General features: G+C 68.5%; 20 protein-coding genes. 10 read left to right on the top strand and 10 right to left on the bottom strand.

From position 1 onward, the window contains the following. The first annotated feature begins 110 nt into the window (after positions 1–110). Positions 111–1,145 (top strand): helix-turn-helix transcriptional regulator, encoded by a 1,035-nt coding sequence (locus tag C4B30_RS14795; RefSeq protein WP_027785118.1) that lies wholly within the window; start codon positions 111–113, stop codon positions 1,143–1,145. A 49-nt stretch (positions 1,146–1,194) separates the two neighbouring features. Next, positions 1,195–2,049, top strand: coding sequence for a GIY-YIG nuclease family protein (locus C4B30_RS14790; protein WP_027785119.1), 855 nt, complete (start codon positions 1,195–1,197; stop codon positions 2,047–2,049). Between the two features lie 54 nt (positions 2,050–2,103). Here C4B30_RS14790 and ppa read toward each other — a convergent pair whose 3' ends face one another. Beyond that, positions 2,104–2,631: an inorganic diphosphatase gene (ppa, locus tag C4B30_RS14785; RefSeq protein ID WP_006489643.1), complete on the bottom strand. Its 528-nt coding sequence runs from the start codon at positions 2,629–2,631 to the stop codon at positions 2,104–2,106. 391 nt (positions 2,632–3,022) lie between these two features. Here ppa and C4B30_RS14780 point away from each other — a divergent pair, with 391 nt between their 5' ends. From C4B30_RS14780 to C4B30_RS14770, 3 genes are all read left to right on the top strand, one after another. After that, complete coding sequence (locus C4B30_RS14780) at positions 3,023–4,462, top strand: aldehyde dehydrogenase family protein (RefSeq protein ID WP_027785121.1); 1,440 nt, start codon at positions 3,023–3,025, stop codon at positions 4,460–4,462. A 92-nt stretch (positions 4,463–4,554) separates the two neighbouring features. After that, positions 4,555–5,313 carry an SDR family oxidoreductase gene (locus tag C4B30_RS14775; RefSeq protein ID WP_027785122.1) on the top strand — a complete coding sequence of 253 codons (759 nt, stop codon included), beginning with the start codon at positions 4,555–4,557 and terminating at the stop codon, positions 5,311–5,313. Between the two features lie 148 nt (positions 5,314–5,461). Then, on the top strand, positions 5,462–6,766 hold the full coding sequence (locus tag C4B30_RS14770) for an MFS transporter (RefSeq protein ID WP_027785123.1): 1,305 nt from the start codon (positions 5,462–5,464) through the stop codon (positions 6,764–6,766). A gap of 250 nt (positions 6,767–7,016) precedes the next feature. Here C4B30_RS14770 and C4B30_RS14765 read toward each other — a convergent pair whose 3' ends face one another. From C4B30_RS14765 to hemC, 3 genes are read right to left on the bottom strand one after another with little or no spacing between them, the layout of a single operon-like run. After that, positions 7,017–8,204 carry a heme biosynthesis protein HemY gene (locus tag C4B30_RS14765; protein ID WP_027785124.1) on the bottom strand — a complete coding sequence of 396 codons (1,188 nt, stop codon included), beginning with the start codon at positions 8,202–8,204 and terminating at the stop codon, positions 7,017–7,019. 2 nt (positions 8,205–8,206) lie between these two features. Further along, positions 8,207–10,177, bottom strand: coding sequence for a fused uroporphyrinogen-III synthase HemD/membrane protein HemX (gene hemDX / locus C4B30_RS14760; RefSeq protein WP_027785125.1), 1,971 nt, complete (start codon positions 10,175–10,177; stop codon positions 8,207–8,209). Continuing rightward, positions 10,177–11,181, bottom strand: a complete 1,005-nt coding sequence (hemC, locus tag C4B30_RS14755; protein WP_027785126.1) for a hydroxymethylbilane synthase — start codon at positions 11,179–11,181, stop codon at positions 10,177–10,179. The genes hemDX and hemC overlap by 1 nt, the downstream gene beginning before the upstream one ends. 207 nt (positions 11,182–11,388) lie before the next feature. Here hemC and ppc point away from each other — a divergent pair, with 207 nt between their 5' ends. Continuing rightward, complete coding sequence (gene ppc, locus C4B30_RS14750) at positions 11,389–14,418, top strand: phosphoenolpyruvate carboxylase (RefSeq protein ID WP_027785127.1); 3,030 nt, start codon at positions 11,389–11,391, stop codon at positions 14,416–14,418. Positions 14,419–14,542: 124 nt separating this feature from the next. On the opposite strand, the gene C4B30_RS14745 is transcribed toward ppc, so the two are convergent. Continuing rightward, complete coding sequence (locus C4B30_RS14745) at positions 14,543–15,295, bottom strand: class I SAM-dependent methyltransferase (protein WP_027785128.1); 753 nt, start codon at positions 15,293–15,295, stop codon at positions 14,543–14,545. A gap of 215 nt (positions 15,296–15,510) precedes the next feature. On the opposite strand from C4B30_RS14745, the gene C4B30_RS14740 reads away from it, so the two are divergent. From C4B30_RS14740 to C4B30_RS14730, 3 genes are all read left to right on the top strand, one after another. Beyond that, positions 15,511–16,320: a helix-turn-helix transcriptional regulator gene (locus C4B30_RS14740; protein ID WP_027785129.1), complete on the top strand. Its 810-nt coding sequence runs from the start codon at positions 15,511–15,513 to the stop codon at positions 16,318–16,320. Between the two features lie 104 nt (positions 16,321–16,424). Further along, positions 16,425–17,834, top strand: coding sequence for an argininosuccinate lyase (argH, locus tag C4B30_RS14735; protein WP_027785130.1), 1,410 nt, complete (start codon positions 16,425–16,427; stop codon positions 17,832–17,834). A gap of 94 nt (positions 17,835–17,928) precedes the next feature. Then, positions 17,929–18,612 (top strand): HAD family hydrolase, encoded by a 684-nt coding sequence (locus C4B30_RS14730; RefSeq protein WP_027785131.1) that lies wholly within the window; start codon positions 17,929–17,931, stop codon positions 18,610–18,612. Between the two features lie 88 nt (positions 18,613–18,700). Here the strand turns inward: C4B30_RS14730 and C4B30_RS14725 are convergent, their stop codons facing one another. The 5 genes from C4B30_RS14725 to apbC all read right to left on the bottom strand — a co-directional run bounded on the left by C4B30_RS14725 (position 18,701) and on the right by apbC (position 24,330). Continuing rightward, on the bottom strand, positions 18,701–19,519 hold the full coding sequence (locus C4B30_RS14725; protein WP_027785132.1) for a lysozyme inhibitor LprI family protein: 819 nt from the start codon (positions 19,517–19,519) through the stop codon (positions 18,701–18,703). Then, complete coding sequence (locus C4B30_RS14720) at positions 19,519–21,798, bottom strand: arginine/lysine/ornithine decarboxylase (protein ID WP_027785133.1); 2,280 nt, start codon at positions 21,796–21,798, stop codon at positions 19,519–19,521. The genes C4B30_RS14725 and C4B30_RS14720 overlap by 1 nt, the downstream gene beginning before the upstream one ends. 81 nt (positions 21,799–21,879) lie before the next feature. Further along, a complete protein-coding gene (gene dcd, locus C4B30_RS14715; RefSeq protein WP_027785134.1) occupies positions 21,880–22,449 on the bottom strand; it encodes a dCTP deaminase in 570 nt (189 codons plus the stop codon). A 119-nt stretch (positions 22,450–22,568) separates the two neighbouring features. Then, complete coding sequence (gene sodC, locus C4B30_RS14710) at positions 22,569–23,105, bottom strand: superoxide dismutase [Cu-Zn] (RefSeq protein ID WP_027785135.1); 537 nt, start codon at positions 23,103–23,105, stop codon at positions 22,569–22,571. A gap of 133 nt (positions 23,106–23,238) precedes the next feature. Beyond that, positions 23,239–24,330, bottom strand: coding sequence for an iron-sulfur cluster carrier protein ApbC (apbC, locus tag C4B30_RS14705; RefSeq protein ID WP_027785136.1), 1,092 nt, complete (start codon positions 24,328–24,330; stop codon positions 23,239–23,241). 352 nt (positions 24,331–24,682) lie between these two features. Here apbC and C4B30_RS14700 point away from each other — a divergent pair, with 352 nt between their 5' ends. Continuing rightward, complete coding sequence (locus tag C4B30_RS14700; RefSeq protein WP_027785137.1) at positions 24,683–25,330, top strand: OmpA family protein; 648 nt, start codon at positions 24,683–24,685, stop codon at positions 25,328–25,330. Positions 25,331–25,332 lie beyond the last annotated feature (2 nt).

The raw sequence follows: 25,332 nt of genomic DNA, 5'->3' as shown, positions 1-25,332 counted from the left end.
CAGCGTCCAAGTCTAAGAATCGACCGGTCACCACGCTTGACCGGCAGGAGCATGCGTTGACCTCTCGCAGCGGGGACAAACCCGAACGGCATGACGACAGGGAGACAGACATGGAGTTGCAACAGAAATCGGTATCCGTCCGGATCTACCGCTGGCTGTGCGAAGACGCGCGTGCGAACGGCATCGATCCCGCACCGCTTTACGCGACGCTCGGCATCGGGCCAGCCGAGCTCGCCGACGACACGCGCCGCATCGCGGGCGACCGGCACGTGGCCGCGATGCAACTGACGAGCGGCTGGCCGCTGTCATGGCATCGCCCGCCGCCGCAGGTCGTGCCGTGGCTCGTGCCGTTTCCCGAACTCGCGGGTATCACGTGCAATGCGGCGACGCTGCGCGACGCGCTGCACGGCTACCTGCACTACCGCGAGCTGATCGGCAACGTCGACTGGGTGTTCGCGCACGAGAACGGCGACGCGATCGCGCTCGAGTACGTGAACGAAGGAGACGGCCGGCACGCGGGCAGCGCGTTCGCGAATCTCGCGATCCTCGTGGCGCTCGCGCGCCTGTACGATCCGCACGTGCGCATCGACGACGCCGCATTCGCCGGCCGCGCGTTCGCGCCCGTTGCCGCGCTGCGCGACATGCTCGGCGCGCCGGTGTCGTTCGATGCCCCGCACAACCGCATCGTGCTGCGCTCCGCGCACGTCGACACGCCGTTCGAGTGCTACAACGCACCGCTCGCCGCCATCCAGCGTCATGCGGCCGACGCCGCACGCGAACGCGTGCGCGCACGTTCGACGTTCGGCTCGTCGGTGGAGCAATGCGTGCGCGACTGGCTGCGCACCGCCGACGACACCGACGTGCCGACCGATACGCTGATGCAGCACGTATGCACGCGCTTCGCGATGTCGCGCTGGACGCTGCGCCGGCGCCTGCATCGCGAAGCGGTCGGTTTCCATGCGCTCGTCGCGCAGGCGCGGCTCGGCGAGGCGCGCGACCTGCTGCTCAATACGCAGTTGCCGATCGGCGAGATCGGCGTGCGCGTCGGCTTCCGTTCGACGAGTGCGTTCACGCGCTTCTTCACGCGCGAACTCGGCGCGGCGCCCAGCCGCTTTCGCGACGGGCACGGCGACCGGCGGCGTTGACGCCCGTTTTTTCTGAGACACTGGCGGCTTCGCATCCCGCCGCCCTGCCATGTCCTGGTTTCTGTATCTGATCGAATGCACCGACGACAGCGTCTACACGGGCATCACGACCGATGTCGCCGCGCGCTTCGACGAGCACGCGTCCGGCAAGGGCGCGCGCTACACGCGCTCGCGCAAGCCGCGCGCGGTGCTCGCGTCGTTTCCGCTGCCCGACCGGTCGAGCGCGTCGCGCGCCGAATACTGGGTGAAGCGGCTCACGCCCGCGAAAAAGCGCGAGCTGGCAGCCGGCATACGGACACTGGAATCGGTGTTGCCGGTGGCGGTCACGCTCGACGAAAGTGGCGACACGGCGGGGACGAAAGCGATGGCGCGTGGGCGGAAGAAGGGGAAGACAGAGAACGTCGACGATGCGGCGAAGACGGCTGCAACGGAACAGGCCGCCGGGAAAAAGGCGAAGACCAGGAAACTTGCCGGATCCGCAACGGCCGCGAAGCCTGCAAAGACGGCAAAGCCTGCGAAGGGCAAACAAGCGTCGAAGTCGACGAAGACAAATAAAGCCGCGCCGGACGCGAAACGTACAAAAACCGACGGCGATGCAGCGGCAGCCGCAAAAAAGACGTCGTCGCGTGGCACGCCGGTAAAGAAAACCGGCTCGCCCTCCTCCGCGTCGCCAAAAAGGAAGGCACCGGCCGCCACAGCGGCCGCGAACGTACGCGAAGACGCCGCTTCCGCATCGGCCCGCCGCCGTCCGGCGGCCACGAAAGCCGCCGGGGCGATCGCTCCGTCCGTTGCCCCGCCCCGCGCGAAGCGCGCGAAGAAAGCACCGGCCGCCCCGCTGCCGCCCGCTTCCCCGCCCGCTCGCCGGAAAACCGTGCGCGCAAAACAAAACCGCGCGGCCTCCTGAGGAGACCCGCGCGGTTGGCGTTCCGTACGAGCCGGCCGTCGGCCGGCACGCCGCTTACTTCTTGTAGTTCGCGGCGCCGTCGGTAATTTCCTTGTGCGCGGCTTCGATGCCGGCCCAGCCTTCGACCTTCACCCACTTGCCCTTCTCGAGCGCCTTGTATTGCTCGAAGAAGTGCTTGATCTGGTCCTTCAGGTACTCGGGCACGTCGTCGATCGTCTTCAGGTTCGCCGTCATCGGGCAGATCTTGTCGTGCGGCACCGCGACCAGCTTCGCGTCGACGCCCGACTCGTCCGTCATCTGCAGCATGCCGAGCACGCGCGAACGCACGATCGAGCCGGCCAGCAGCGGGAACGGCGTGATCACCAGCACGTCGACCGGATCGCCGTCGCCCGACAGCGTCTGCGGGATGTAGCCGTAGTTCACCGGGTAGCGCATGCCCGTGCCGATGAAGCGGTCGACGACGAGAAGGCCCAGTTCCTTGTCCGCCTCGTACTTCACCGGATCGCTTTGCGCGGGAATCTCGATGATCACGTTGAAATCTTGCGGCAGGTCCTTGCCGGCCGGAACATGATTGAAGCTCATGAGCACTCTCTGTAGGTCGATGGGAATTCGGGACAGGGCGCCTCGGCCGATGCACCGCCGCGGGCGTCCCCCAAAAAAGGAATGCGCCATTATAGCCAATCGACCGGTGGCGTCCGGATGACGATCGGCGCGATAATCGTTCCGGATGTCCGGCCGTCGAACCGGCGGCCGCGTTGCACGTCGACTACGAAGCACGGGATCCGGGCAAGCGCCAAAGCGTCAGTTTGGGTCGACCGCGATGCATGGGACCCAACCAAGCGCCAAAGCGCCAACTTGGGTCGACCGTGATGCATGGGACCCAACCAAGCGCTAAAGCGCCAACTTGGGTCGACCGCGATGCATGGGACCCAAGTAAGCGCTAAAGCGCTAACTTGGGTCGACAGGAGCAAGCATGGAAGAGGCGAAGCACTTCATCGCGGGCGAATGGACGTTGCCCGCGCAACTGGAAACCATCGCGGTCGTCGATCCGTCCGACGGCCAGCCGTTCGCGACGATCGCGCGCGGCACCGCGCCCGACATCGAACGCGCGGTCGCCGCGGCCCGCGACGCGTTCGCGGGCCCGTGGGGCGCCACGAGCGCCGCCGAACGCGGCCGCGTGCTGATGCGGCTGTCGGCGCGCGTGGCCGACCATCTCGAGGAACTCGCCGCGATCGAGGCGCGCGACACCGGCAAGCCGCTGAAGCAGGCGCGCGCCGACGCGGCCGCGCTCGCGCGCTACTTCGAGTTCTACGCGGGCGCCGCCGACAAGCTGCACGGCGAAACCCTCCCCTATCAGGCCGGCTACACGGTGCTGACGGTGCGCGAGCCGCACGGCGTCACGGGCCATATCGTGCCGTGGAACTACCCGATGCAGATCTTCGGGCGCAGCGTCGGCGCGGCGCTCGCGGCCGGCAACGCCTGCGTGGTCAAGCCGGCCGAGGACGCGTGCCTGTCCCTGCTGCGCGTGGCCGAGCTGGCCGCCGAGGCCGGGCTGCCGGCCGGCGCGCTCAACATCGTCACCGGCTACGGCCATGAAGCGGGCGCCGCGCTCGCCCGCCATCCGGGCATCGACCACATCTCGTTTACGGGTTCGCCGGCCACCGGCAAGCTGGTCACGCAAATGGCGGCCGAGAACCACGTGCCGGTCACGCTCGAGCTCGGCGGCAAGTCGCCCCAAATCGTGTTCGCCGATGCCGATCTCGAAGCGGCCCTACCCGTACTCGTGTCCGCGATCGTGCAGAACGGCGGGCAGACCTGCTCGGCCGGTAGCCGCGTGCTGATCGAGCGCGCGGTGTACGAGCCGCTCATCGAGCGCCTCGCCACCGCGTTCAACGGGCTGCGCGTCGGCCCGAGCCGCGCCGATCTCGACTGCGGCCCGCTGATCAACGCGAAGCAGCAGCAACGCGTGTGGGATTTCCTGTCCGACGCGCAGCACGACGGCATTCCGATGGCCGCGCACGGGCAGGTCGTCGCGGATGCGCCCGAAAGCGGCTTCTACCAGGCGCCGGCGCTGTTGCGCGACGTACCGCCGTCGCATCGGCTCGCCCAGGAGGAAGTATTCGGCCCCGTGCTCGCGGCGATGCGTTTCGTCGACGAGGACGAAGCCGTCGCGCTCGCGAACGGCACGCCGTACGGCCTCGTCGCGGGCATCTGGACGCGCGACGGCGCACGCCAGATGCGGCTTGCGCGGCGCCTGCGCGCGGGCCAGGTGTTCATCAACAACTATGGCGCGGGCGGCGGCGTCGAGTTGCCGTTCGGCGGCGTCGGCCATTCGGGCCACGGCCGCGAGAAAGGCTTCGAGGCGCTTTACGGCTTCACCGCGCTGAAGACGATCGCGATCCGGCACGGCTGAACGCACGGCACGCAGCACGCGACAGGCGGCCGGCAGCGCCCGACCGCCTGTCGACGCACGACGACTCTCATGACCAGCACAGGAGACACACCATGCGGTTGAGCGGCAAGACGGCCATCGTCACGGGCGGCGGCTCGGGGTTCGGCGAAGGCATCGCGAAGACGTATGCGCGCGAAGGCGCGAACGTCGTCGTCAACGACCTGAACGGCGCGGCGGCCGAGCGCGTCGCGAGCGAGATCGCGCTCGCGGGCGGCAAGGCGATCGCGGTGGCCGGCGACGTATCGAAAGAGGACGACTGGCGCGCGCTGCTGCAGGCGGCGCTCGACGATTTCCATTCGGTGCAGATCGTCGTGAACAACGCCGGCACCACGCACCGCAACAAGCCCGTGCTCGACGTGACGGAAGCCGAATTCGACCGCGTGTACGCGGTCAACATGAAGAGCCTGTTCTGGTGCGTGCAGACCTTCGTGCCGTACTTCCGCGCCCAGGGCGGCGGCGTGTTCGTGAACGTCGCGTCGACGGCCGGCGTGCGCCCGCGCCCGGGCCTCGTCTGGTACAACAGCACGAAAGGCGCGATGATCACCGCGAGCAAGTCGCTCGCGGCCGAGCTCGGCGCCGACCGCATCCGCGTGAACTGCATCAACCCCGTACTCGGCGAAACCGCGCTGATGACCGAGTTCATGGGCTGCGAGGACACCCCGGAAAATCGCCGCCGCTTCCTCGCGACGATCCCGCTCGGCCGCTTCTCGACGCCGCAGGACATCGCGAACGCCGCGCTGTACCTTGCGTCCGACGAAGCCGAATTCATCACCGGCGTCTGCCTCGAAGTCGACGGCGGGCGCTGCATCTAGCCGTACCAGGCGGCACGATTACTCCGTCTTGCTTCGCACGAAACCGGCTCGGACGCGCCGCTGCGTCCGAGCCGGCCAACTACAACGACAGTGGCGCACGGGATCCAGGTAACCGCTCGAGCGCCAACTTTGATCGACAGGAGACAACATGGCTACATCGACGCAGTCGCTGCCGGGCTCGTCCGGCGCATTCGAGGAAGCAACCTACCGCAAGGTGTCGTGGCGGCTCGTGCCGCTCCTGCTGCTGTGCTACGTGGTCGCGTATCTCGACCGCGTGAACGTCGGGTTCGCGAAGCTGCAGATGGCGAGCGACCTGAACCTGAGCGATACCGTGTACGGGCTCGGCGCCGGGATCTTCTTCTTCGGCTATTTCCTGTTCGAGGTGCCGAGCAACATCATCCTGCACCGGGTGGGCGCCCGCGTGTGGATCGCCCGCATCATGGCGACGTGGGGCGTGATCTCGATCCTGACGATGTTCGTCACGACGCCCGCGATGTTCTACGTGATGCGCTTCCTGCTCGGCGTCGCCGAAGCGGGCTTCTTCCCCGGCGTGATCCTTTACCTCACCTACTGGTATCCCGCGCACCGGCGCGGCCGGATGACGACGTTCTTCATGACGGCCGTCGCGCTGTCCGGCGTGATCGGCGGCCCGATCTCGGGCTTCATCCTGAAGGCGTTCGACGGCGTGAGCGGCTGGCACGGCTGGCAATGGCTGTTCCTGCTCGAAGGCATTCCGTCGGTGCTCGCCGGCGTGCTCGTGTTCTTCGCGCTCGACGAGCGGATCGCGAAGGCGACGTGGCTGACCGATGAGGAAAAGGCGCTGCTCGCGCGCAACGTCGACGCAGAGGAAGCCACCAAGGAAGACCTGTCGCTCGGCGCGGTGATGTCGAGCCCGCGCGTGTGGCTGATGGCGCTGATCTATTTCTCGTTCGTGATGGGGCTCTACGGTGTCGGCTTCTGGCTGCCGACGATCATCAAGGCGACGGGCGTGACCGACACGTTCATGATCGGCCTGCTGTCGGCGATTCCCTATGCGGCCGCGGTGGTCGCGATGATCCTGATCGCGCGCAGCGCGGACAAGCACCGCGAACGCCGCTGGCACCTCGCGATTCCGGCCGCAATCGGCGCGCTCGGCCTCGTGCTGTCGGTGATCTGGGCGCACCAGACGTCACTCGCGATGCTCGGCCTCACGCTCGCGACGATCGGCATCCTGACGACGCTGCCGCTGTTCTGGAGCCTGCCGACCGCGTTCCTCGGCGGCACGGCCGCCGCGGCCGGCATCGCGATGATCAACTCGATCGGCAACCTCGCCGGCTTCCTGAGCCCGTACCTGATGGGCTGGCTCAAGCAGGTGACGGGCGCCAACGATTCGGGCATGTACATGCTGGCCGGGTTTCTCGTGCTCGGCGGGCTGCTTGCGCTGTCGGTGCCAAAGCGGCTCGTCGACAAGTGATGCGGGGTGCGTAAAAGCGCACCGGCACGCCGAACAGCCGAACCCGCCGGCCGACGGCCGGCCCACGAAACGCCCCGACGCCCGGCATTGCCCGGCCGCCGGGGCGTTTTCGACTTCGGACGGGCAACACCCGCACCGGCCGAGTGCTCCGCCGCCCGGATGACGGCACCCTGCGTCCGGACTGCCTCGCCCCGGACGAAAAAAAGCCCCGAAGGCCGATCGGCGTTCGGGGCTTTTACCGCGGCACGCGTCAGACCACGGTGATCGCGAGCGCGCTTTCGCGGTAGTGCTTCGCGGCCTTGTCGGTTTCGCCGAGATGCTCGAACAGACGGGCGAGCGCACGATGCGCACGCACCTTCAGCGCCTCGTTGTCGGCCAGCTTCAGCGCCGATTCGAGGAACGACTGCGCCTTGCCCCACAGCTGCTGCTGCTGGCAGAGGCGGCCGAGTGCGAACAGCAGGTCGGCATCTTCCGGATGATCCTTCTTCCAGCCTTCGGCCTTCTGAATCAGCGGCAGCGCATCGGCGCCCGCCGTGTCCGGATAACGACGCAGCAGGCGCGCATCCCAGTTGTGCGCGAGCGCGTCCTCGACGATGCGGCGCGCTTCGTTGCGGCGCTCGAGCGGCACGAGCAGCTCGGCCGCGAGATCGGCCAGACGCGGCGACTGGCGCTCGACCGGCGACAGCGACTGCCACACTTCGAGCAGCGCGTCCGGGTCGTGCCGGCGTTCGCGCAGCAGGTTTTCCGCTGCCTGCTGCCGCAGCCGCACGGCCGCGGCCGGATGCAGCGCCTCGCGCTTTTCGAGCGCCTTCGCGAGCTTCAGCACCTCGGCCCAGTTCTTCAGTTGCTGCTGCGCCCGCAACGCGACCTGCTGCGCGTGGATGCGCTTGCCGCCGGCCTGCATGTCAGCCAGCGCGGCGAGCGCACCGTCGGCATCGCGGGCGTCCGCGCGCATGTCGGCCGCGGCGAGCAGCCGTGCATCCTGCCATTCGGGCGCATCGACCTTCGACAGCCAGTCGTCGCGGCGCGTGTACTCGTGCATCCGGTGCGCGGCGGTGGCCGCGACGAGACTCGCGGCGCCCAGGTTCGCGTCGACCGACAGCGCTTCGCGCGCAGCCTTTTCAGCACGCGAGAAGCGGCCCGCGTACAGGTTCGCGATCGCATCGCGCAGCGACGCCTGGGCCTTCTCGTTGCGCGAACGCGCGCGATATGCGGCGACCCGCTGCGGCATGCGCCAGATGTTGCGCACGATGCGCAGCAGCGCATACACGACGATGAACAGCACGACGATGGCGATCACGAACAGGTTCAGCGACACGTCGATCCGGTACGGCGGATAGACGAGCAGCACCTGCCCCGCGTCGAAACGGCCGACGGTGGCGAGCGCGGCGGCGATCGCGAACAGGACCGCGAGCCAGACGATTCCTCGAAGCGTCATCGTTACCCCCGGCTCTTGAACTGCTGAACGGCGTTCAGGCTCGTGTTCAGGTTCGGCACCGCGACCGTCAGCGATGCGCCGTCAACCTGCTTGAGCAGATCCTCGACGGTCTGCGTGTCCTTCGACGCCTGATCGAAATACTTGCCGAGCGACGCCTGGGCGGCGTGCAGGTCGGCCTTCATCGCACTGTCGTTGCGCGCGAGCAGCGACAGCCGCGCGGTGAGCAGGCGCAGCTTCACGTTCTCGCGCACGAAGTAGCCCTGGTCGGGCGACGCGAGCATCGCGTCCGCGTTGTCGATCCGGCGCACCTGCACGAGGCCCTTCAATTGCTGGCCGAGACCGGCCGAGAAGTCGTGCCACCACACCTTCCAGCGCGGCTCGCCGGCGACGACCGACGATGCGGCGTCGGCCGGCGCGGCCTTCGGCGCCGCGTGCGGCACGATCGCCTCGCCCGACAGCGGCAGCGCGTCGATCTTGCCGATCGCGTCGTCGAGCTTGATCGCGAGGCCGGTGAGATCGGCTGCCGGCGCGGCCTTCAGTTTCTCGATGTCCTGCGCGAGCGCCTTGCGCACCGTGACGGCCTGCGCGCTCTGCGACGTCGCGAGACGCGCGTCGGCGTTCTGCAGCGCGATCAGCGCGAGCTGCGTGTTGCCGGTCAGTTGAAGCTGCTGGCTCGCGCTCGACAGCATCTGGTCGACTTCCTCGAGCATCCACGCATCGCGGTTGCGCGACAGGTCCTGGTATTGCTGCTGCAGCGCCTGCTGCGCGCTCTGCGCATCGGCGAGCTTGCCGTCGAGCTGCGCGAGCTGCGTGTCGACCTGGTGCGTGCCGGCGAGCGCCTGCTCGGTCTTCATCCGCGTTTCGGCCGCTTGCGCGTCGAGCGCCTTCTGGCGCGCGACGAACGAGCCGTCGAGCCGATCGATCTTGCGGTTCAGCGCGTAGCCGCCGACACCCGCCGCGCAGCCGAGCACGACGACGACGAACCACAGCACCGCGCTGCCGCCGCGGCGCGCACGCGGCTCGGGTGCGAGATAAGGGGGGCTGGACGGCGGCGCAGATGCAGCGGCCGGCTGGGAAGCGACGCTTTTGGAATCGTTGGTATCTGTCATGCGTTTAGTCACCGGTGCGGCTGTCGCCGGTTGAACGGCCTCGTCGGCCATCGTTCGAAACGCGCGGACGATGCGCTCATCGCCCGCGCCGGTCAGCGTAATCCTATCAAAACCCAATGCGCGCGCGGTCTGCTCGATCCGAGGGTGCGGCGTCACGAGCGGCGCATGCTTCAGCGCGTCGATCTCGGCGTCGTTCAGATGGGCCTGCGCGAGCTCGTGCAGGTTGCGCACACCTTCCGAACTCGTGACCAGCCATGCGTGCGGCTGGCCGTCGAGCAGCACGTGCACGCGCTCCCACGCGCCGACGCGCGGCTCCGGCACGACGCGCCGGTAGGCGGCAACGAGCGTGACGTCCGCGCCGGCCTCGCGCAGGCGCTCGGCGAGCCATTCGCGCCCGCCGTCGCCGCGCACGATCAGCACGCGCTTGCCCGCCAGCGCCTGCGCGTCGCCGAACGCGGCCTCGATGCTCGCGAACAGGCTTTCCGAATCGTAATGGGGCACGCCGCCGTCGGCCGGCGCCTGCGGTGCGATCACGCGATGCGCGGGCGCCGCGATGCCGTGACGCTCCAGCGCCGCGACGCTGCCGGGCCCGACCACGCCGACGGGCAGCGCGTTCGGCCAGATCGCACCGTACCGCGCGAGCGCACGGTCGATCGCGTTCGGCGACACGAAAATCACCAGCGCGTAGTCGGCCAGCGCGGCGAACGCGGCGTCGAGCGGCGCCGGATCGTCGACCGGCGCGATGTCGATCAGCGGGAATTCGAGCACGTCGCAACCGGCATCGGCCAGTTGCGACGCAAGCGCGTCGGACTGGCCGTCCGGACGCGTCAGGACAGCGGTGAACGCGCGCGCGCCGCCCGCCATCAGGCGTCGCCCTTGCCCGCGGCCTGCGAGCTCGCGAGCAGCGCGTGGACGATGTCGAGCGCGCCTTGCGCCTCGAGGTCGTCGGACACCGCGCGGCCGAGCGCGAGCGCATCGGCGACGGTCATGGCCGCACCGCACGCCTCGGCCGTCAGCACGCGCTTGCCGTCGGTGGTCGACACCCGGCCCGTCAGGTACAGCTCGCCCGCACGCCACACCGCGTGCGCGGCGAGCGGCACCTCGCAACTGCCGCCGAGCGCGCGCGACACCATCCGCTCGGCCTCGACCGCGAGCGCGGTCTGCCGGTCATGCAGCGGCGCGAGCCACGCGGCGATGTCGCCGCGGTGCGCGGCGATCTCGATGCCGAGCGCGCCCTGGCCGGCCGCGGGCGGGCTGGCCTCGACGTCGAGCAGCGCGCGGATCCGCGCTTCGAGGCCGAGGCGTTTCAGGCCCGCCGCCGCAAGGATGATCGCCACGTAGTCGCCGCGGTCGAGTTTCGCGAGACGCGTGTCGAGGTTGCCGCGCAGCGGCAGGACCTCGAGCTGCGGATAACGCGAACGCAGCATCGCTTCGCGACGCAGGCTCGACGTGCCGACGACGGCGCCGGCCGGCAGCGCGTCGAGCGACGCGTAGTCGTTCGACACGAATGCATCGCGCGGATCCTCGCGCTCCATGATCGCGGCGAGCGAAAAGCCGTCGGGCAGCGCCATCGGCACGTCCTTCAGCGAATGCACCGCGAGATCGGCGCGGCCGTCGGCCAGCGCGCTCTCCAGTTCCTTCACGAACAGGCCCTTGCCGCCGACCTTCGACAGCGTGCGATCGAGAATCTGATCGCCGCGCGTCGTCATCCCGAGGATTTTCACGTCACAAGCTGGATATAATTTGCGCAGCGCATCACGCACATGTTCGGCTTGCCACATCGCCAGACGGCTCTCGCGCGAAGCAATCGTCAACGTCGCGGGCGGCCGTGCCTGTTGCGGCCCGGCCGCGGGGGTCTCGGAATTCATTGCTGGAACATCGAAGGACGGGATTGAAGACCGAACAATGGTAGCACGCACGCCCCGGCCGCCCGAGCCCGGAGCCTGCGCCCGGCCTGCTTCCGTGCGGGTCGCGGCGCCGTTGTGCGGATGTGTCGCACGTAGCTGGTTGCTTGACCGCAGTTCCCGCAGTTTCCGCAGTTCCTTTTGACTCGAGCTTTCCCAAGGAAACCCATCGTGAAGTCTTCCGGATCGGCGCGTACGGCGCGCCGCAATGCTGCCTTGCCCTCCCCCGACGCCCCCACGGGCACGCTCGCCACCGCCGCGAACGGCCGTGCGAAAACGGCAAAGAAACCCACGGCAACGAAACCGAAAGACCCGATACGTCAGACAAAACGCGCGATGCAGGCCGCCGGCCCCGCCGCCCGCCAGGCCGTCGCGCCGAAGGCCGGCACCCGCACGCGCGACGACAAGGACCGCCCGCTGTTCGAGGACATCCGCTTCCTCGGCCGCCTGCTCGGCGACGTCGTGCGCGAACAGGAAGGCGATACCGTATTCGACGTGGTCGAGGCGATCCGTCAGACCGCGGTCAAGTTCCGCCGCGAGGACGACAGCGAAGCCGCGCAGACGCTCGAGAAGAAGCTGCGCAAGCTGACGCCGGAGCAGACGGTGAGCGTCGTGCGCGCGTTCAGCTACTTCTCGCACCTCGCGAACATCGCGGAAGACCGCCACCACAACCGCCGCCGCCGCATCCACGCGCTGGCGGGCTCCGCGCCGCAGCCCGGCACGGTCGCGTACGCGCTCGACCAGCTGAAAACCACCGGCAACGCGTCGAAGCGCCTGCTGCAACGCTTCTTCGACGATGCGCTGATCGTGCCGGTGCTGACCGCGCACCCGACCGAAGTGCAGCGCAAGAGCATCCTCGACGCGCAGCACGACATCGCGCGCCTGCTCGCCGAGCGCGATCAGGAACTGACCGCGCGCGAGCGCCAGTACAACGAAGCGATGCTGCGCGCGCGCGTGACCGCGCTGTGGCAGACGCGCATGCTGCGCGACTCGCGCCTGACGGTCGGCGACGAAATCGAGAACGCGCTGTCGTACTACCGCGCGACGTTCCTCGACGAGCTTCCCGCGCTGTACGGCGACATCGAGGCCGCGCTCGCCGAGCACGGCCTGTCGGCCCGCGTGCCCGCGTTCTTCCAGATGGGCAGCTGGATCGGCGGCGATCGCGACGGCAACCCGAACGTGACCGCGCCGACGCTCGACGAGGCGATCAACCGCCAGGCCGCGGTGATTCTCGAACACTATCTGGAACAGGTGCACAAGCTCGGCGCCGAGCTGTCGGTGTCGAACCTGCTGGTCGGCGCGAACGATGCGGTGAAGGCGCTCGCGGCAGCATCGCCCGACCAGTCGCCGCACCGCGTCGACGAACCGTATCGCCGCGCGCTGATCGGCATCTACACGCGGCTCGCCGCGAGCGCGCGCGTGCGCGTCGGCGAAGGCACGGTACCCGTGCGCAGCGCGGGCCGCGGCGCGCCGCCGGTGCGCGCGATTCCGTACGAGGATTCCGAAGCGTTCGTCGCCGATCTGAAGGTGCTGACCGCGTCGCTCGACGAACACCACGGCACGTCGCTCGCCGCGCCGCGCCTCGCGCCGCTCGTGCGCGCGGCCGAAGTGTTCGGCTTCCATCTGGCGAGCATCGACCTGCGCCAGAGTTCCGACATCCACGAGGCGGTGGTCGCCGAGCTGTTCGCGCGCGCGGGCGTCGAGGCCGACTATGCGGCGCTCGCCGAGGAAGACAAGCTGCGCGTGCTGCTCGCCGCGCTCGCCGATCCGCGCCCGCTGCGTTCGCCGTACCTCGAATACTCGGCGCTCGCGCAAAGCGAGCTCGGCGTGTTCGAGAAGGCGCGCGAGGTCCGCGCGCAATTCGGTGCGCGTGCGGTGCGCAACTACATCATTTCGCACACGGAAACCGTCAGCGACCTCGTCGAAGTATTGCTGCTGCAGAAGGAGACGGGTCTGCTCGAAGGCACGCTCGGCGTGCAGGGCAGCAACGCGCGCAACAGCCTGATGGTAATTCCGCTGTTCGAGACGATCCCCGACCTGCGCGACGCGTCGCGCATCATGCGCGAATACTTCGCGTTGCCGGGCATCGACGCTTTGATCGCGCACCAGGGCGCCGAACAGGAAGTGATGCTCGGCTACTCCGACAGCAACAAGGACGGCGGCTTCCTCACGTCGAACTGGGAGCTGTATCGCGCGGAACTCGCGCTCGTCGACCTGTTCCGCGAGCGCAAGATCACGCTGCGACTGTTCCATGGCCGCGGCGGCACGGTCGGCCGCGGGGGCGGCCCGACCTACCAGGCGATCCTGTCGCAGCCGCCGGGCACCGTGAACGGCCAGATCCGCCTGACCGAACAGGGCGAGGTGATCGCGAGCAAGTTCTCGAACCCGTCGATCGGCCGGCGCAACCTCGAGACGGTCGTCGCCGCGACGCTCGAGGCGTCGCTGCTGCCGCAGTCGAACGCACCGGCGCAGTTGCCCGCGTTCGAAGGCGCGATGCAGACGCTGTCGGACTCGGCGATGGCCGCGTATCGCGCGCTCGTCTACGAAACCCCGGGCTTCACCGACTACTTCTTCGCGTCGACGCCGATCACCGAGATCGCCGAGCTGAACATCGGCAGCCGCCCGGCGTCGCGCAAGCTGCAGGATCCGAAGCAGCGCAAGATCGAGGACCTGCGCGCGATTCCGTGGGGCTTCTCGTGGGGTCAGTGCCGATTGCTGCTGACCGGCTGGTACGGCTTCGGCAGCGCGGTGAGCGCGTATCTCGACGGCGCGTCCGACGACGCCGAACGCGCGAAACGCGTCACGCTGCTGAAGAAGATGAACAAGACCTGGCCGTTCTTCGCGAACCTGCTGTCGAACATGGACATGGTGCTCGCGAAGACCGATCTCGCGGTCGCGTCGCGCTATGCGCAACTCGTGCCCGACCGCAAGCTGCGCAAGCACGTGTTCGAGCGGATCGTCGCGGAATGGGAGCGCACGTCGCAGGCGCTCGCTGAAATCACCGGGCACGAAGGCCGCCTCGCGACCAACCCGCTGCTCGCGCGCTCGATCAAGAACCGCTTCCCGTATCTCGATCCGCTGAATCACCTGCAGGTCGAGCTGATCAAGCGTCACCGCGCGGGCGACACGAACGCGCGGCTGCGCCGCGGGATTCACCTGACGATCAACGGGATCGCGGCCGGCCTGCGCAACACCGGCTGACCGCGGGCCGCGCGGGCGCCGGGCCTGTTCGGCGCCGGCCGGGATAACGAAAGCCGCGATACGCGCCCATGCGTATCGCGGCTTTTTTCATGCGGCCGCAACCGGCGCAGCGCGCGCCGCACGCTCAGTGCGCGTCGATCAGCAACGCATCGTGCTCGAACGAACCGTCGGGCTGCACCGCGTAATAGCCGCGCACCTCGTCCGGCGCATGCGCCCACAGCGCGCGAATGCCGGCGACGCTGTCGGCCGGCGTGCGGATGCGCGCGACCCACGTGTCGAAATCGATCGGCAGCCGCCAGCGGCTGTGCACCTGCGCGTCGAAGCCGGCTGCGCGGAACATCGCGAGCCATTCGTCCGCGCGGTAGTCGCGCACGTGCGACGCGTCGCGCAGCACTTCCGCGGCCTGCAGGTACGTATCGAGGAGCGGATGGTCGTTGCCGGCGATGTCGATCATCAGCACGCGCCCACCCGGCTTCAGCACGCGGCGCACCTCGGCGAGAGCCGCGCGCATGTCGTGCCAGTGGTGCGCGCTCATCCGGCTCACGACCCAGTCGAACGTCGCGGCGTCGAACGGCAGCCGCTCGGCGGGGCCCTGCCGCGTGCGGATGTTCGCGAGCCCGCGCTCGCGTGCGGCCGCGTCGACGGTCGCGAGCATCGGGGCGGCGAGATCGTACGCGACCACGTCGCGCACGTGCGGCGCGACCGCGAAACTCGCGTGGCCGGCGCCGCAACCGAGGTCGAGCACCGCCGCATCGGGCGTCGCACGCACCGCGTCGGCGAGCGTCTGCAGGTCGGCGCCCGTCGCATGAACCGTGCTCGTCAGATAGGCGGCGGCCGTCGTGCCGAATGCGTCGGCGACCTGGTCGTGGTGTTTCATCGTTCGCTCCTTTCCGTGATGCAGTCGGTCAAACCCACGCTTGAGCGCGCGATCCGGCCCCGTGCAACGTTTTGTGGGACGCGCGCTGCCCTGCCGACGCGCGAGCCGCTACAATAGGCCCGCATGTGTACCAGTACAAGTTAAGCAGTTATTCTGGTATTCGATCCACCCGTCTGATCGTTGCCGCGTCTTCGTATCCACTTCGCCGTTTCCGCATGAACCAGCCGTCCTCCGCCCCCGTCCCGCCGCTCGACGCCTCGCCCGCTCGCGCGCTCGGCGAATTCATCCGCGCCCATCGCGAGCGACTGTCGCCGCAGGCCGTCGGCCTGCCGCCCGGCCCGCGCCGCCGCACGCCGGGGCTGCGGCGCGAGGAAGTCGCGCAACTGTGCGGCGTCAGCCCGACCTGGTACACGTGGATCGAACAGGGCCGGCCCGTATCGGCCTCGGCCGACGCGCTGGCCCGGATCGCCGTCGCGCTGCAACTGTCGAAGGCCGAGCGCGCGTACCTGTTCGAGCTGGCCGCGCAGCGCGACCCGGCCGAGCCCGACGTCGCGGGCGGCGACCTGCCGCCGACGCTCGCCGCGACCGTCGCGGCGATCGCGACGCCCGCCTACGTGCTCGACCGCCAATGGAACGCGCTCGCGTGGAATGCGCCGGCCGCCGCGCTCTTTTCCGGCTGGCTCGACGGCGAGCACGACCGCAACCTGCTGCGCTTCACGTTCATGTCGCCGGCCGCCCGCACGCTGATCGTCGACTGGGAAACCCGCGCGCGGCGGCTCGCGGCCGAATTCCGCGCCGATGCGATCCGCCACCTGACCGATGCGCCGACGCGCGCGCTGATCGACGCGCTGACGGCCGGCAGCGACGCGTTCGCGCAGTACTGGGCATCCCAGGACGTGTTCGAGCGCGAAGGCGGGCTGCGCGAATTCGACCACCCGGCCGACGGCCGCCTCGTGTACCAGCAGATCACGCTGAAGCCCGCGCATCGGGAAGATCTGAAGCTCGTCGTGCTGGTGCGCGACTGAGCATCGGCCGCGCCCGCAAAGGCGGGCGGGCCGGCCCGCGAATGTTAGAATCGCGGGATTCCCTCGGCGGCGCACGCCGCCCAACACCCCTTCGAAGAATCGCCATGACGTCCCAACTGCACAAAAAGGGCGAGGCCTGGTCGGCCCGCTTCTCGGAACCGATGTCGGAGCTGGTCAAGCGCTACACGTCGTCGGTGTTTTTCGACAAGCGCCTCGCGCTCGTCGACATCGCCGGCTCGCTCGCGCACGCGAACATGCTCGCCGCGCAGAAGATCATCAGCGCCGACGACCTGGCCGCGATCGAACGCGGGATGGCGCAGATCAAGGGCGAGATCGAGCGCGGCGAATTCGAATGGCAGCTCGACCTGGAAGACGTCCACCTGAACATCGAGGCGCGCCTGACCGCGCTGATCGGCGATGCCGGCAAGCGCCTGCACACGGGCCGCTCGCGCAACGATCAGGTCGCGACCGACATCCGCCTGTGGCTGCGCGGCGAGATCGACCGCATCGGCGGCCTGCTGAACGACCTGCGCGGCGCGCTGATCGACCTCGCGGAACAGAACGCCGACACGATCATGCCGGGCTTCACGCACCTGCAGGTCGCGCAGCCGGTCACGTTCGGCCACCACCTGCTCGCGTACGTCGAGATGTTCACGCGCGACGCGGAACGCATGCGCGACTGCCGCACCCGCGTGAACCGCCTGCCGCTCGGCGCGGCCGCGCTCGCGGGCACGAGCTACCCGATCGACCGTCACGCGGTCGCGAAGACGCTCGGCTTCGACGGCATCTGCGCGAACTCGCTCGACGCGGTGTCCGATCGCGACTTCGCGATCGAATTCACCGCGGCGTCCGCGCTCGTGATGACGCACGTGTCGCGCTTCTCCGAAGAGCTCGTGCTGTGGATGAGCCCGCGCGTCGGCTTCATCGACATCGCCGACCGCTTCTGCACCGGCAGTTCGATCATGCCGCAGAAGAAGAACCCGGACGTGCCCGAGCTCGCGCGCGGCAAGACCGGCCGCGTGAACGGCCACCTGATGGCGCTCCTCACGCTGATGAAGGGTCAGCCGCTCGCGTACAACAAGGACAACCAGGAAGACAAGGAACCGCTGTTCGACACGGTCGACACCGTCGCCGACACGCTGCGGATCTTCGCCGAGATGGTCGCCGGCATCACCGTGAAGCCGGACGCGATGCGCGCGGCCGCGCTGCAGGGCTTCTCGACCGCCACCGATCTCGCCGACTACCTCGTGAAGCGCGGCCTGCCGTTCCGCGACGCGCACGAAGCCGTCGCGCACGCGGTGAAGATCTGCGACGACCGCGGCATCGACCTCGCCGACCTGACGCTCGACGAGATGAAGCAGGAACTGCCGAACGTCGCGCACCTGATCGGCGACGACGTGTTCGGCTACCTGACGCTCGAAGGGTCGGTCGCGAGCCGCAACCATCCGGGCGGCACCGCGCCCGACCAGGTGCGTGAGGCCGTCAAGGCTGCCCGCGCCGCGCTGGGCAAGTAACGCCTGCAGTCCCGGACGGACGCCTTCGGCGTCCGTTTTTCATTCGGGCGGCCGGCGCGCCGCCCATCGCTTTCCCCGCTTCACGGATGCCCCGATGACCTTTTCCGCCGCGCTCTTCGACATGGACGGCCTGCTCGTCGATTCCGAACGGACCATCATGAACACGTGGATCGACGTGTCGAACGCGCACGGCGTCGTGCTGACCGAGATCGATTATCTGCAGATCGTCGGCCGCTCGTTCGCCGAAGGCCAGGTGATCCTCGCGCGACTGATCGGCCACCCCGACACGTTCGACGCGGTGCGCATCCGCGTGCGCGAGCAACTCGCCGCACCCGAACCCCATCCGAAGTTTCCGCTGAAGTCGGGCGCGCTCGCGCTGCTCGAAACGCTCGCGCAGGCCGGCATTCCGTGCGCGGTCGCGTCGTCGTCCGCGCGCGACGTGATCCGCGCGCGGCTCGACGCAGTGGGCGTGCTGCCGTTCTTCCGCGCGATCGCGGGCGGCGACGAAGTCGCGCGCGGCAAGCCCGACCCGGCCGTCTACCGGCTCGCGGCCGAGCGCCTCGGCGTGCCGGCCCACGCGTGCGTCGCGTTCGAGGACAGCGACTTCGGCGCGCAGTCGGCCGCCGGCGCGGGCGCCGCGGTCGTCACCGTGCCCGATCTGAAGGCACCGACGCCCGACATCGTCGCGCTGAGCCTGCACGTGCTCGCGTCGCTCGACGATGCGGTCGCGCTCGTGCCGTCGTGGTTCGGCCGGCTGGACACGCAGCAGCCCGCGTAAGCGGCGCACGCGAGCCGCCAATGCAAACGGGCACCCGAGGGTGCCCGTTTTGCGTTGCCGCGCCGGATCACTGGCATCGCGGCGGTTCCTACCCGTTGCCGGCAGTCTCCGACAACCGCTTCATCGTCGCGATGCGCGCACCGATCAGATCGACGCGGCCGTCCTCGCCGACGAGCGGCGCCGTCGCATCGCGGAACGCCACCCACGCGCGCTGCGCGCGCACGAGCGTCGCGGCCGAATGCGCGGGCATCTTGCGGCGCAGCTTCTGGTAATAGCGGTTCAGGTCGAACAGCGCATGTTCGCACGCGGCGTCCTGCGCGCACGGCCGCACGCGGCGGATCGCAGGATCGCGCGGCACGTTCGCCGGCTTGGCGCCGGCCGGCACCGCCGCACCCGCACCGCCCTGCGCACCGCTCGTCGCCGCGACCGGCACGGCGGCGGGCGGCGGTGCATAGCGATCGGCCGCCCCGCGCAGCGCCAGCGCGCGATCGCGCACCGGCTGCAGCTGCATGTCGGCGCTCGACATCGCATACGCGGTGCCGCGCGTCGTGTCGTACACGGCCTGCAGCAGATGCACTTCGTCCTTGCGCCACGTGAGCCAGCGGCGCTGGCTGTCCTGCCAGCCGCGCTTCGCGTCGGCCGGCGCATCCTTCAACAGGCGCTGGTACGCGCCGTCCATCACTGCCTGCCACTGCTGCTGCGCTTCGCCCATGCACTGGATCTGGCCGGCCGGCGACGACCGGTCGCGCCGCGCGAGACATTGCCGCATCGCGACGTCGATCGGGTCGGCCGCCGCGACTTCCGCATGAACGACACCCGCGCCTGCGAGCCCGGTCAATCCTGCCGCCCAGACGACGAGCGCGGCCAGCGCCGCACGCATCGTCCGGAATCGTCCGTGCGTCGCCATCAGTCGCGCACGCAGTCGACGAAGTACTCGACGCGGCCGTTCACCTCTTCCGCGACCAGGCCGTGGATGTCGGTGTGGAAGCCCGGGAAACGCTCGTTGAAGTCGCGCGCGAACCGCAGGTAGTTCACGATCGTCTTGTTGAAGCGTTCGCCCGGGATCAGCAGCGGAATGCCCGGCGGGTACGGCGTGAGCAGGATGCTCGTCACGCGGCCTTCGAGCTCGTCGAGCGGCACGCGGTCGATCTTGCGGTGCGCGAGCTTCGCGAACGCGTCCGACGGCTTCATCGCCGGCTCCATGTCCGACAGGTACATCTCCGTCGTCAGGCGGGCGATGTCGTTCGCGCGGTACACGTCGTGGATCTGCGTGCACAGGTCGCGCAGGCCGACGCGCTCGTAGCGTGGATGCTGCGCGACAAATTCCGGCAGCACGCGCCAGAGCGGCTGGTTATTGTCGTAGTCGTCCTTGAACTGCTGCAGCTCGGTCACCATCGAGTTCCAGCGGCCCTTCGTGATGCCGATCGTGAACATGATGAAGAACGAGTACAGGCCGGTCTTCTCGACGATGATCCCGTGTTCGGCCAGATACTTCGTGACGATCGCGGCCGGAATGCCGGTCTCGCCGAACTCGCCGTCGACGTCGAGCCCCGGCGTGATGATCGTCGCCTTGATCGGGTCGAGCATGTTGAAGCCTTCCGCGAGCGGGCCGAAGCCGTGCCAGTGGTCGTTCGGCTTCAGCATCCAGTCCTCGCGCGAACCGATGCCTTCCTCGGACAGGTTGTCCGGGCCCCACACGCTGAAGAACCAGTCGTCGCCGTATTCGGCGTCGACCTTGCGCATCGCGCGGCGGAAGTCGATCGCCTCGGCGATCGATTCCTCGACGAGCGCGGTGCCGCCCGGCGGCTCCATCATCGCGGCCGCGACGTCGCACGACGCGATGATCGCGTACTGCGGGCTCGTCGACGTGTGCATCAGGTACGCCTCGTTGAAGCGGTGCTTGTCGAACGTGCGGTTCTCCGAATCCTGCACGACGATCTGCGATGCCTGCGAGATGCCGGCGAGCAGCTTGTGCGTCGAGTGCGTCGCGAACACGAGCGCGCCCGTGCGCGGACGGCCGTCGCCGATCGCGTGCATGTCGCGGTAGAAATCGTGGAACGTCGCGTGCGGCAGCCACGCTTCGTCGAAGTGCAGCGTGTCGAGCAGGTCGCCGAGCAGGTCCTTGATCATCTCGACGTTGTAGACCACGCCGTCGTACGTGCTCTGCGTGATCGTCAGGATCCGCGGCTTCATGTCCGGGTTCTCGCGCAGCGCCTCGCGCGCGAACGGGTTCGCCTCGATCTTCTTGCGGATGTTCTCCGGCTTGAATTCGTCGCGCGGGATCGGGCCGATGATGCCGAAATGGTTGCGCGTCGGCGTGAGGAACACGGGGATCGCGCCCGTCATCGTGATCGCGTGCAGGATCGACTTGTGGCAGTTGCGGTCGACCAGCACGATGTCGCCCGGCGCGACCGTCGCGTGCCAGACGATCTTGTTCGACGTCGACGTGCCGTTGGTCACGAAGAACAGGTGATCGGCGCTGAAGATGCGCGCCGCGTTGCGCTCGGACGCGGCGACCGGGCCCGTGTGATCGAGCAGCTGGCCGAGTTCGTCCACCGCGTTGCAGACGTCCGCGCGCAACATGTTCTCGCCGAAGAACTGGTGGAACATCTGGCCGAGCGGGTTCTTCAGGAACGCGACGCCGCCCGAGTGACCCGGGCAGTGCCACGAGTACGAACCTTCGTCCGCGTACTTGACGAGTTCCTTGAAGAACGGCGGCGCGAGCGAATCGAGATAGACCTTCGCTTCGCGGATGATGTGGCGCGCGACGAACTCCGGCGTGTCCTCGAACATGTGGATGAAGCCGTGCAGTTCGCGCAGGATGTCGTTCGGCAGATGCCGCGACGTGCGCGTCTCGCCGTACAGGAAGATCGGGATGTCCGCGTTGCGGCGACGCACTTCGGTGACGAACGCGCGCAGCTCGATGATCGCGGTGGCCAGCTCGGGCAGCTCGCCGTCCGCGCCGGTTTCGCCGAGCATGAGTTCGTCGTCGTCGATCGACAGGATGAAGCACGACGCGCGGCTCGATTGCTGCGCGAACGACGTCAGATCGCCGTAGCTCGTGAGGCCGAGGACTTCGACGCCCTCCTTCTCGATCGCTTCGGCCAACGCCCGGATGCCGGAGCCCGAGATGTTCTCGGAGCGGAAATCTTCGTCGATGATGACGACGGGGAAACGAAACTTCATGGGCGATTCTCCAAAAAGAACGACCGCGGCGCGTCACGCGCAGCGGTCACCCGGAAACTGGTGAGACGTTATGCAACCAGATCAGGTTTTCGGCAGCGTGACACCGCGCTGACCCTGATACTTGCCGCCGCGATCGGCGTACGACACGTCGCACACCTCGTCGCTCTCGAAGAACAAGACCTGCGCGACGCCTTCGTTCGCGTAGATCTTCGCGGGCAGCGGCGTGGTATTCGAGAATTCCAGCGTGACGTAGCCTTCCCACTCGGGTTCGAACGGCGTCACGTTGACGATGATCCCGCAGCGCGCGTAGGTCGACTTGCCGAGGCAGACCGTCAGCACGGTGCGCGGGATGCGGAAATATTCGACGGTGCGGGCCAGCGCGAACGAATTCGGCGGGATGATGCACACGTCGCCCTTGAAATCGACAAACGAACCCTCGTCGAAGTTCTTCGGATCGACGATCGTCGAGTTGATGTTCGTGAAGATCTTGAATTCGTCCGCGCAACGGATGTCGTAGCCGTAGCTCGACGTGCCGTAGCTGACGATCCTGCGACCGTCCTCGGACTCGCGGACCTGACCGGGCACGAACGGCTCGATCATCTTGTGCTCTTCGGCCATGCGCCGAATCCATTTGTCGGACTTGATGCTCATATCGGGGCGCCTGGATACGCTGCGTGACGGTAGGTGTTAAGCAAAGGCCGCCGGTTCGAGACGGCGGCCGGGAAAGGCGCACATTTTACGCGATCATCGTCCCGGGCACGCGGCGGCCGTCAACGGATCACGCCGCAGGCCAGCGCGGGCCCCGCGCCATGCTGCGGAAACGCCGGATCGCTCGCGTCGCGGTGCACCAGCGCCGCGCGGCTCAGCGCCGAGCGCACGCCGTCGAGGGCCAGATCGGGCGCGACGATGAAACCGGCCGCGACGCCGTTCGAATCCGCATGGATGTTGCCGAGATCGCCGGCGACGCGCGCGCCCGCGCGCAGCCGGTCGGCGGCCGGCGCGAACACCTGGCCGGCGCTCGAGCCGTCGCCCGCGTTGCAGTCGCCGCGTTCGTGCACCTGCAGCGCGTGGTCGCTGTTCGGCGGCAGGCCGACCAGGTTGTAGGTGACCTGCACGCCGTCGGGGCGCTCGACGAACGTGACCGCGCCGCGCGCCTGCGAGCCGACCGTCGGCTGCAGTTGCGCGTCGGCCCGTTTTTCGTGCGACGAGGAAAAGGCGGTACAGCCGGCCAGCAGGCCCAGCGCGGTGGCGGCCAGCAGCGCGCGCCGCGCGCGGCCGGCGCGCACGCCGTGATGTCGTTGTTTCATTCGATCCTCATGCCGGCTGGCGGCCATTCGAGACGACGGCCGCGCCGGGCGGGTAAAGGGACCCGGGAAAAGTCGCCATGATACCGCGCCTCGCGGCGCCGTAAGCAGCGTGAGGCCCCGCCCCGCAAGGGTTTTACGTATTTTGAACAACGATCGACGGGAACTTCGACGTCATGTCGCGCGATCGCTCGGCAATCGCCAGCGCGACGCCGCGCGCGATATCGCGGTAACGACGCGCCAGCGCGCCGTCCGGCTCGGCCGCGACGGTCGGCGTGCCGCTGTCGGCGCGCTCGCGGATCGCGATGTCGAGCGGCAGGCTGCCGAGCACGGTCACGTCGTAATCCTTCGCCATCCGCTCCGCGCCGCCCGCGCCGAAGATGTGCTCCTCGTGGCCGCAGTTCGAGCAGATGTGGATGCTCATGTTCTCGACGATGCCGAGGATCGGAATCCCGACCTTCTCGAACATCTTCAGCCCCTTCTTCGCGTCGAGCAGCGCGATGTCCTGCGGCGTCGTGACGATCACCGCGCCGGTGACGGGCACGCGCTGCGCGAGCGTGAGCTGGATGTCGCCCGTACCGGGCGGCATGTCGACGATCAGGTAGTCGAGCTCGCGCCAGTTGGTCTGGCGCAGCAGCTGCTCGAGTGCGGACGTCGCCATCGGGCCGCGCCACACCATCGGGTTGTCTTCCTCGATCAGGAAGCCGATCGAGTTCGCCTGCAGCCCGTGGCCGACGAGCGGGTTCATCGACTGGTTGTCCGGCGACTCGGGGCGCTGGCCGTGGATGCCGAGCATCGTCGGCAGCGACGGGCCGTAGATGTCGGCGTCGAGAATGCCGACCGACGCGCCTTCCGCGGCGAGCGCGAGCGCGAGGTTCACGGCCGTCGTGCTCTTGCCGACGCCGCCCTTGCCCGATGCGACCGCGACGATGTTCTTCACATTCGGCAACAACTTCACGCCGCGCTGCACCGTATGCGCGACGATCTCCTGCGACACGGCGACGCGCGCGTCGCGCACGCCCGGCACGGCCTGCAGCGCCGCGACGACGCGCGCGCGCACGTCGTCGTGCTGGCTGCGCGCCGGATAACCGAGCACCACGTCGAGCGCCACGACATCGCCGTCGATCGCGACGTTGCGCACGCCCTTGTTCGCCGCGTACGGGCGGCCGGTATTGGGGTCGACGACTGCCGCCAGTGCGGCGTCGACTTGTGCCCGGTCAATGCTCATCGAAACTCCGTGAAAACGTTTTTCTCGCGCGCAAACGTCAAAAAATATCAAATTACGCTGCGAAAGTCGGGAAAAGTGAAAGAATCTGTTGCACGCCATTGCGCGAACGCGCGACCCGGCGCACTCTTCGCGTGCGGCATGCTATAGGGCCAAATCGGCCACTTACCGCCTATATTGTAGAGGCTGACGCGCCGCGCTGTCCGAACAGCCACGCTGACGGACAGGGCATGCGACCGCCTCGGCGGCTGCCGCGAGCGCAGGCCGGCCTTCCTTTTTCGGACGGCCCGCGCAGGAAGCCGTAACTGTTGTTTGTCGTCGTTGTCGACTCGTTCAACCAAGAGAGGAATCCAACATGAACATGAAAATCGCGACTCGCCTGTCCGTCTTCGCACTCGCCGGCGCGCTGCTGGCAGGCTGCGCCACGCAGCAGGGCAACAATGCGGCCGTCGGCACCGGCACGGGTGCGGCGCTGGGCGCAGGCATCGGCGCACTGGCCGGCGGCGGCAAGGGCGCGGCGATCGGCGCGGGCGTCGGCGCACTGGTCGGCGGCGTGACGGGTTACAACTGGCAAGCGATCAAGAACAAGCTCGCGCCGTCGGCAGCGCAGACGGGCACGCAGGTCACCGAACAGCCGGACGGCTCGCTGAAGCTGAACGTGCCGAGCTCGGTCACGTTCGCGACGAACCAGTACGCGATCACGCCGGCGTTCACGCCGCTGCTGAACGACCTGGCGACGACGCTGAACCAGAACCCGCAAGTGACGGCGTCGATCGTCGGCTACACGGACAGCACGGGCTCGGCGCAGCTGAACCAGACGCTGTCGCAGAACCGCGCGCAAAGCGTCGTGAACGCGCTCGTGCAGCGCGGCGTGAACGGCGGTCGTCTGTCGGCGCAAGGCATGGGCGCATCGAACCCGATCGCCGACAACGCGACCGAAGCCGGTCGCGCGCAAAACCGCCGCGTCGAGATCTATCTGCGCGCACCGCAACAGCATCAGTAAGC

The organism is Burkholderia sp. BE12 (assembly GCF_002959955.1).
In the GTDB taxonomy this organism is placed as follows: Bacteria; Pseudomonadota; Gammaproteobacteria; order Burkholderiales; family Burkholderiaceae; genus Burkholderia.
Note: the sequence above shows the minus strand (reverse complement) of the source record. Positions and strands in the feature narration are given on the sequence as shown.

What these genes read in the sequence shown, in the direction of transcription:
- C4B30_RS14725 (WP_027785132.1), bottom strand. Translation starts at nt 19,519, where the DNA reads ATGGCGACGCACGGACGATTCCGGACGATGCGTGCGGCGCTGGCCGCG.
- C4B30_RS14720 (WP_027785133.1), bottom strand. Translation starts at nt 21,798, where the DNA reads ATGAAGTTTCGTTTCCCCGTCGTCATCATCGACGAAGATTTCCGCTCC.
- ppa (WP_006489643.1), bottom strand. Translation starts at nt 2,631, where the DNA reads ATGAGCTTCAATCATGTTCCGGCCGGCAAGGACCTGCCGCAAGATTTC.
- hemC (WP_027785126.1), bottom strand. Translation starts at nt 11,181, where the DNA reads ATGAATTCCGAGACCCCCGCGGCCGGGCCGCAACAGGCACGGCCGCCC.
- C4B30_RS14775 (WP_027785122.1), top strand. Translation starts at nt 4,555, where the DNA reads ATGCGGTTGAGCGGCAAGACGGCCATCGTCACGGGCGGCGGCTCGGGG.
- C4B30_RS14745 (WP_027785128.1), bottom strand. Translation starts at nt 15,295, where the DNA reads ATGAAACACCACGACCAGGTCGCCGACGCATTCGGCACGACGGCCGCC.
- C4B30_RS14790 (WP_027785119.1), top strand. Translation starts at nt 1,195, where the DNA reads ATGTCCTGGTTTCTGTATCTGATCGAATGCACCGACGACAGCGTCTAC.
- C4B30_RS14795 (WP_027785118.1), top strand. Translation starts at nt 111, where the DNA reads ATGGAGTTGCAACAGAAATCGGTATCCGTCCGGATCTACCGCTGGCTG.
- sodC (WP_027785135.1), bottom strand. Translation starts at nt 23,105, where the DNA reads ATGAAACAACGACATCACGGCGTGCGCGCCGGCCGCGCGCGGCGCGCG.
- hemDX (WP_027785125.1), bottom strand. Translation starts at nt 10,177, where the DNA reads ATGGCGGGCGGCGCGCGCGCGTTCACCGCTGTCCTGACGCGTCCGGAC.
- C4B30_RS14740 (WP_027785129.1), top strand. Translation starts at nt 15,511, where the DNA reads ATGAACCAGCCGTCCTCCGCCCCCGTCCCGCCGCTCGACGCCTCGCCC.
- apbC (WP_027785136.1), bottom strand. Translation starts at nt 24,330, where the DNA reads ATGAGCATTGACCGGGCACAAGTCGACGCCGCACTGGCGGCAGTCGTC.
- C4B30_RS14780 (WP_027785121.1), top strand. Translation starts at nt 3,023, where the DNA reads ATGGAAGAGGCGAAGCACTTCATCGCGGGCGAATGGACGTTGCCCGCG.
- dcd (WP_027785134.1), bottom strand. Translation starts at nt 22,449, where the DNA reads ATGAGCATCAAGTCCGACAAATGGATTCGGCGCATGGCCGAAGAGCAC.
- C4B30_RS14730 (WP_027785131.1), top strand. Translation starts at nt 17,929, where the DNA reads ATGACCTTTTCCGCCGCGCTCTTCGACATGGACGGCCTGCTCGTCGAT.
- C4B30_RS14700 (WP_027785137.1), top strand. Translation starts at nt 24,683, where the DNA reads ATGAACATGAAAATCGCGACTCGCCTGTCCGTCTTCGCACTCGCCGGC.
- argH (WP_027785130.1), top strand. Translation starts at nt 16,425, where the DNA reads ATGACGTCCCAACTGCACAAAAAGGGCGAGGCCTGGTCGGCCCGCTTC.
- C4B30_RS14765 (WP_027785124.1), bottom strand. Translation starts at nt 8,204, where the DNA reads ATGACGCTTCGAGGAATCGTCTGGCTCGCGGTCCTGTTCGCGATCGCC.
- C4B30_RS14770 (WP_027785123.1), top strand. Translation starts at nt 5,462, where the DNA reads ATGGCTACATCGACGCAGTCGCTGCCGGGCTCGTCCGGCGCATTCGAG.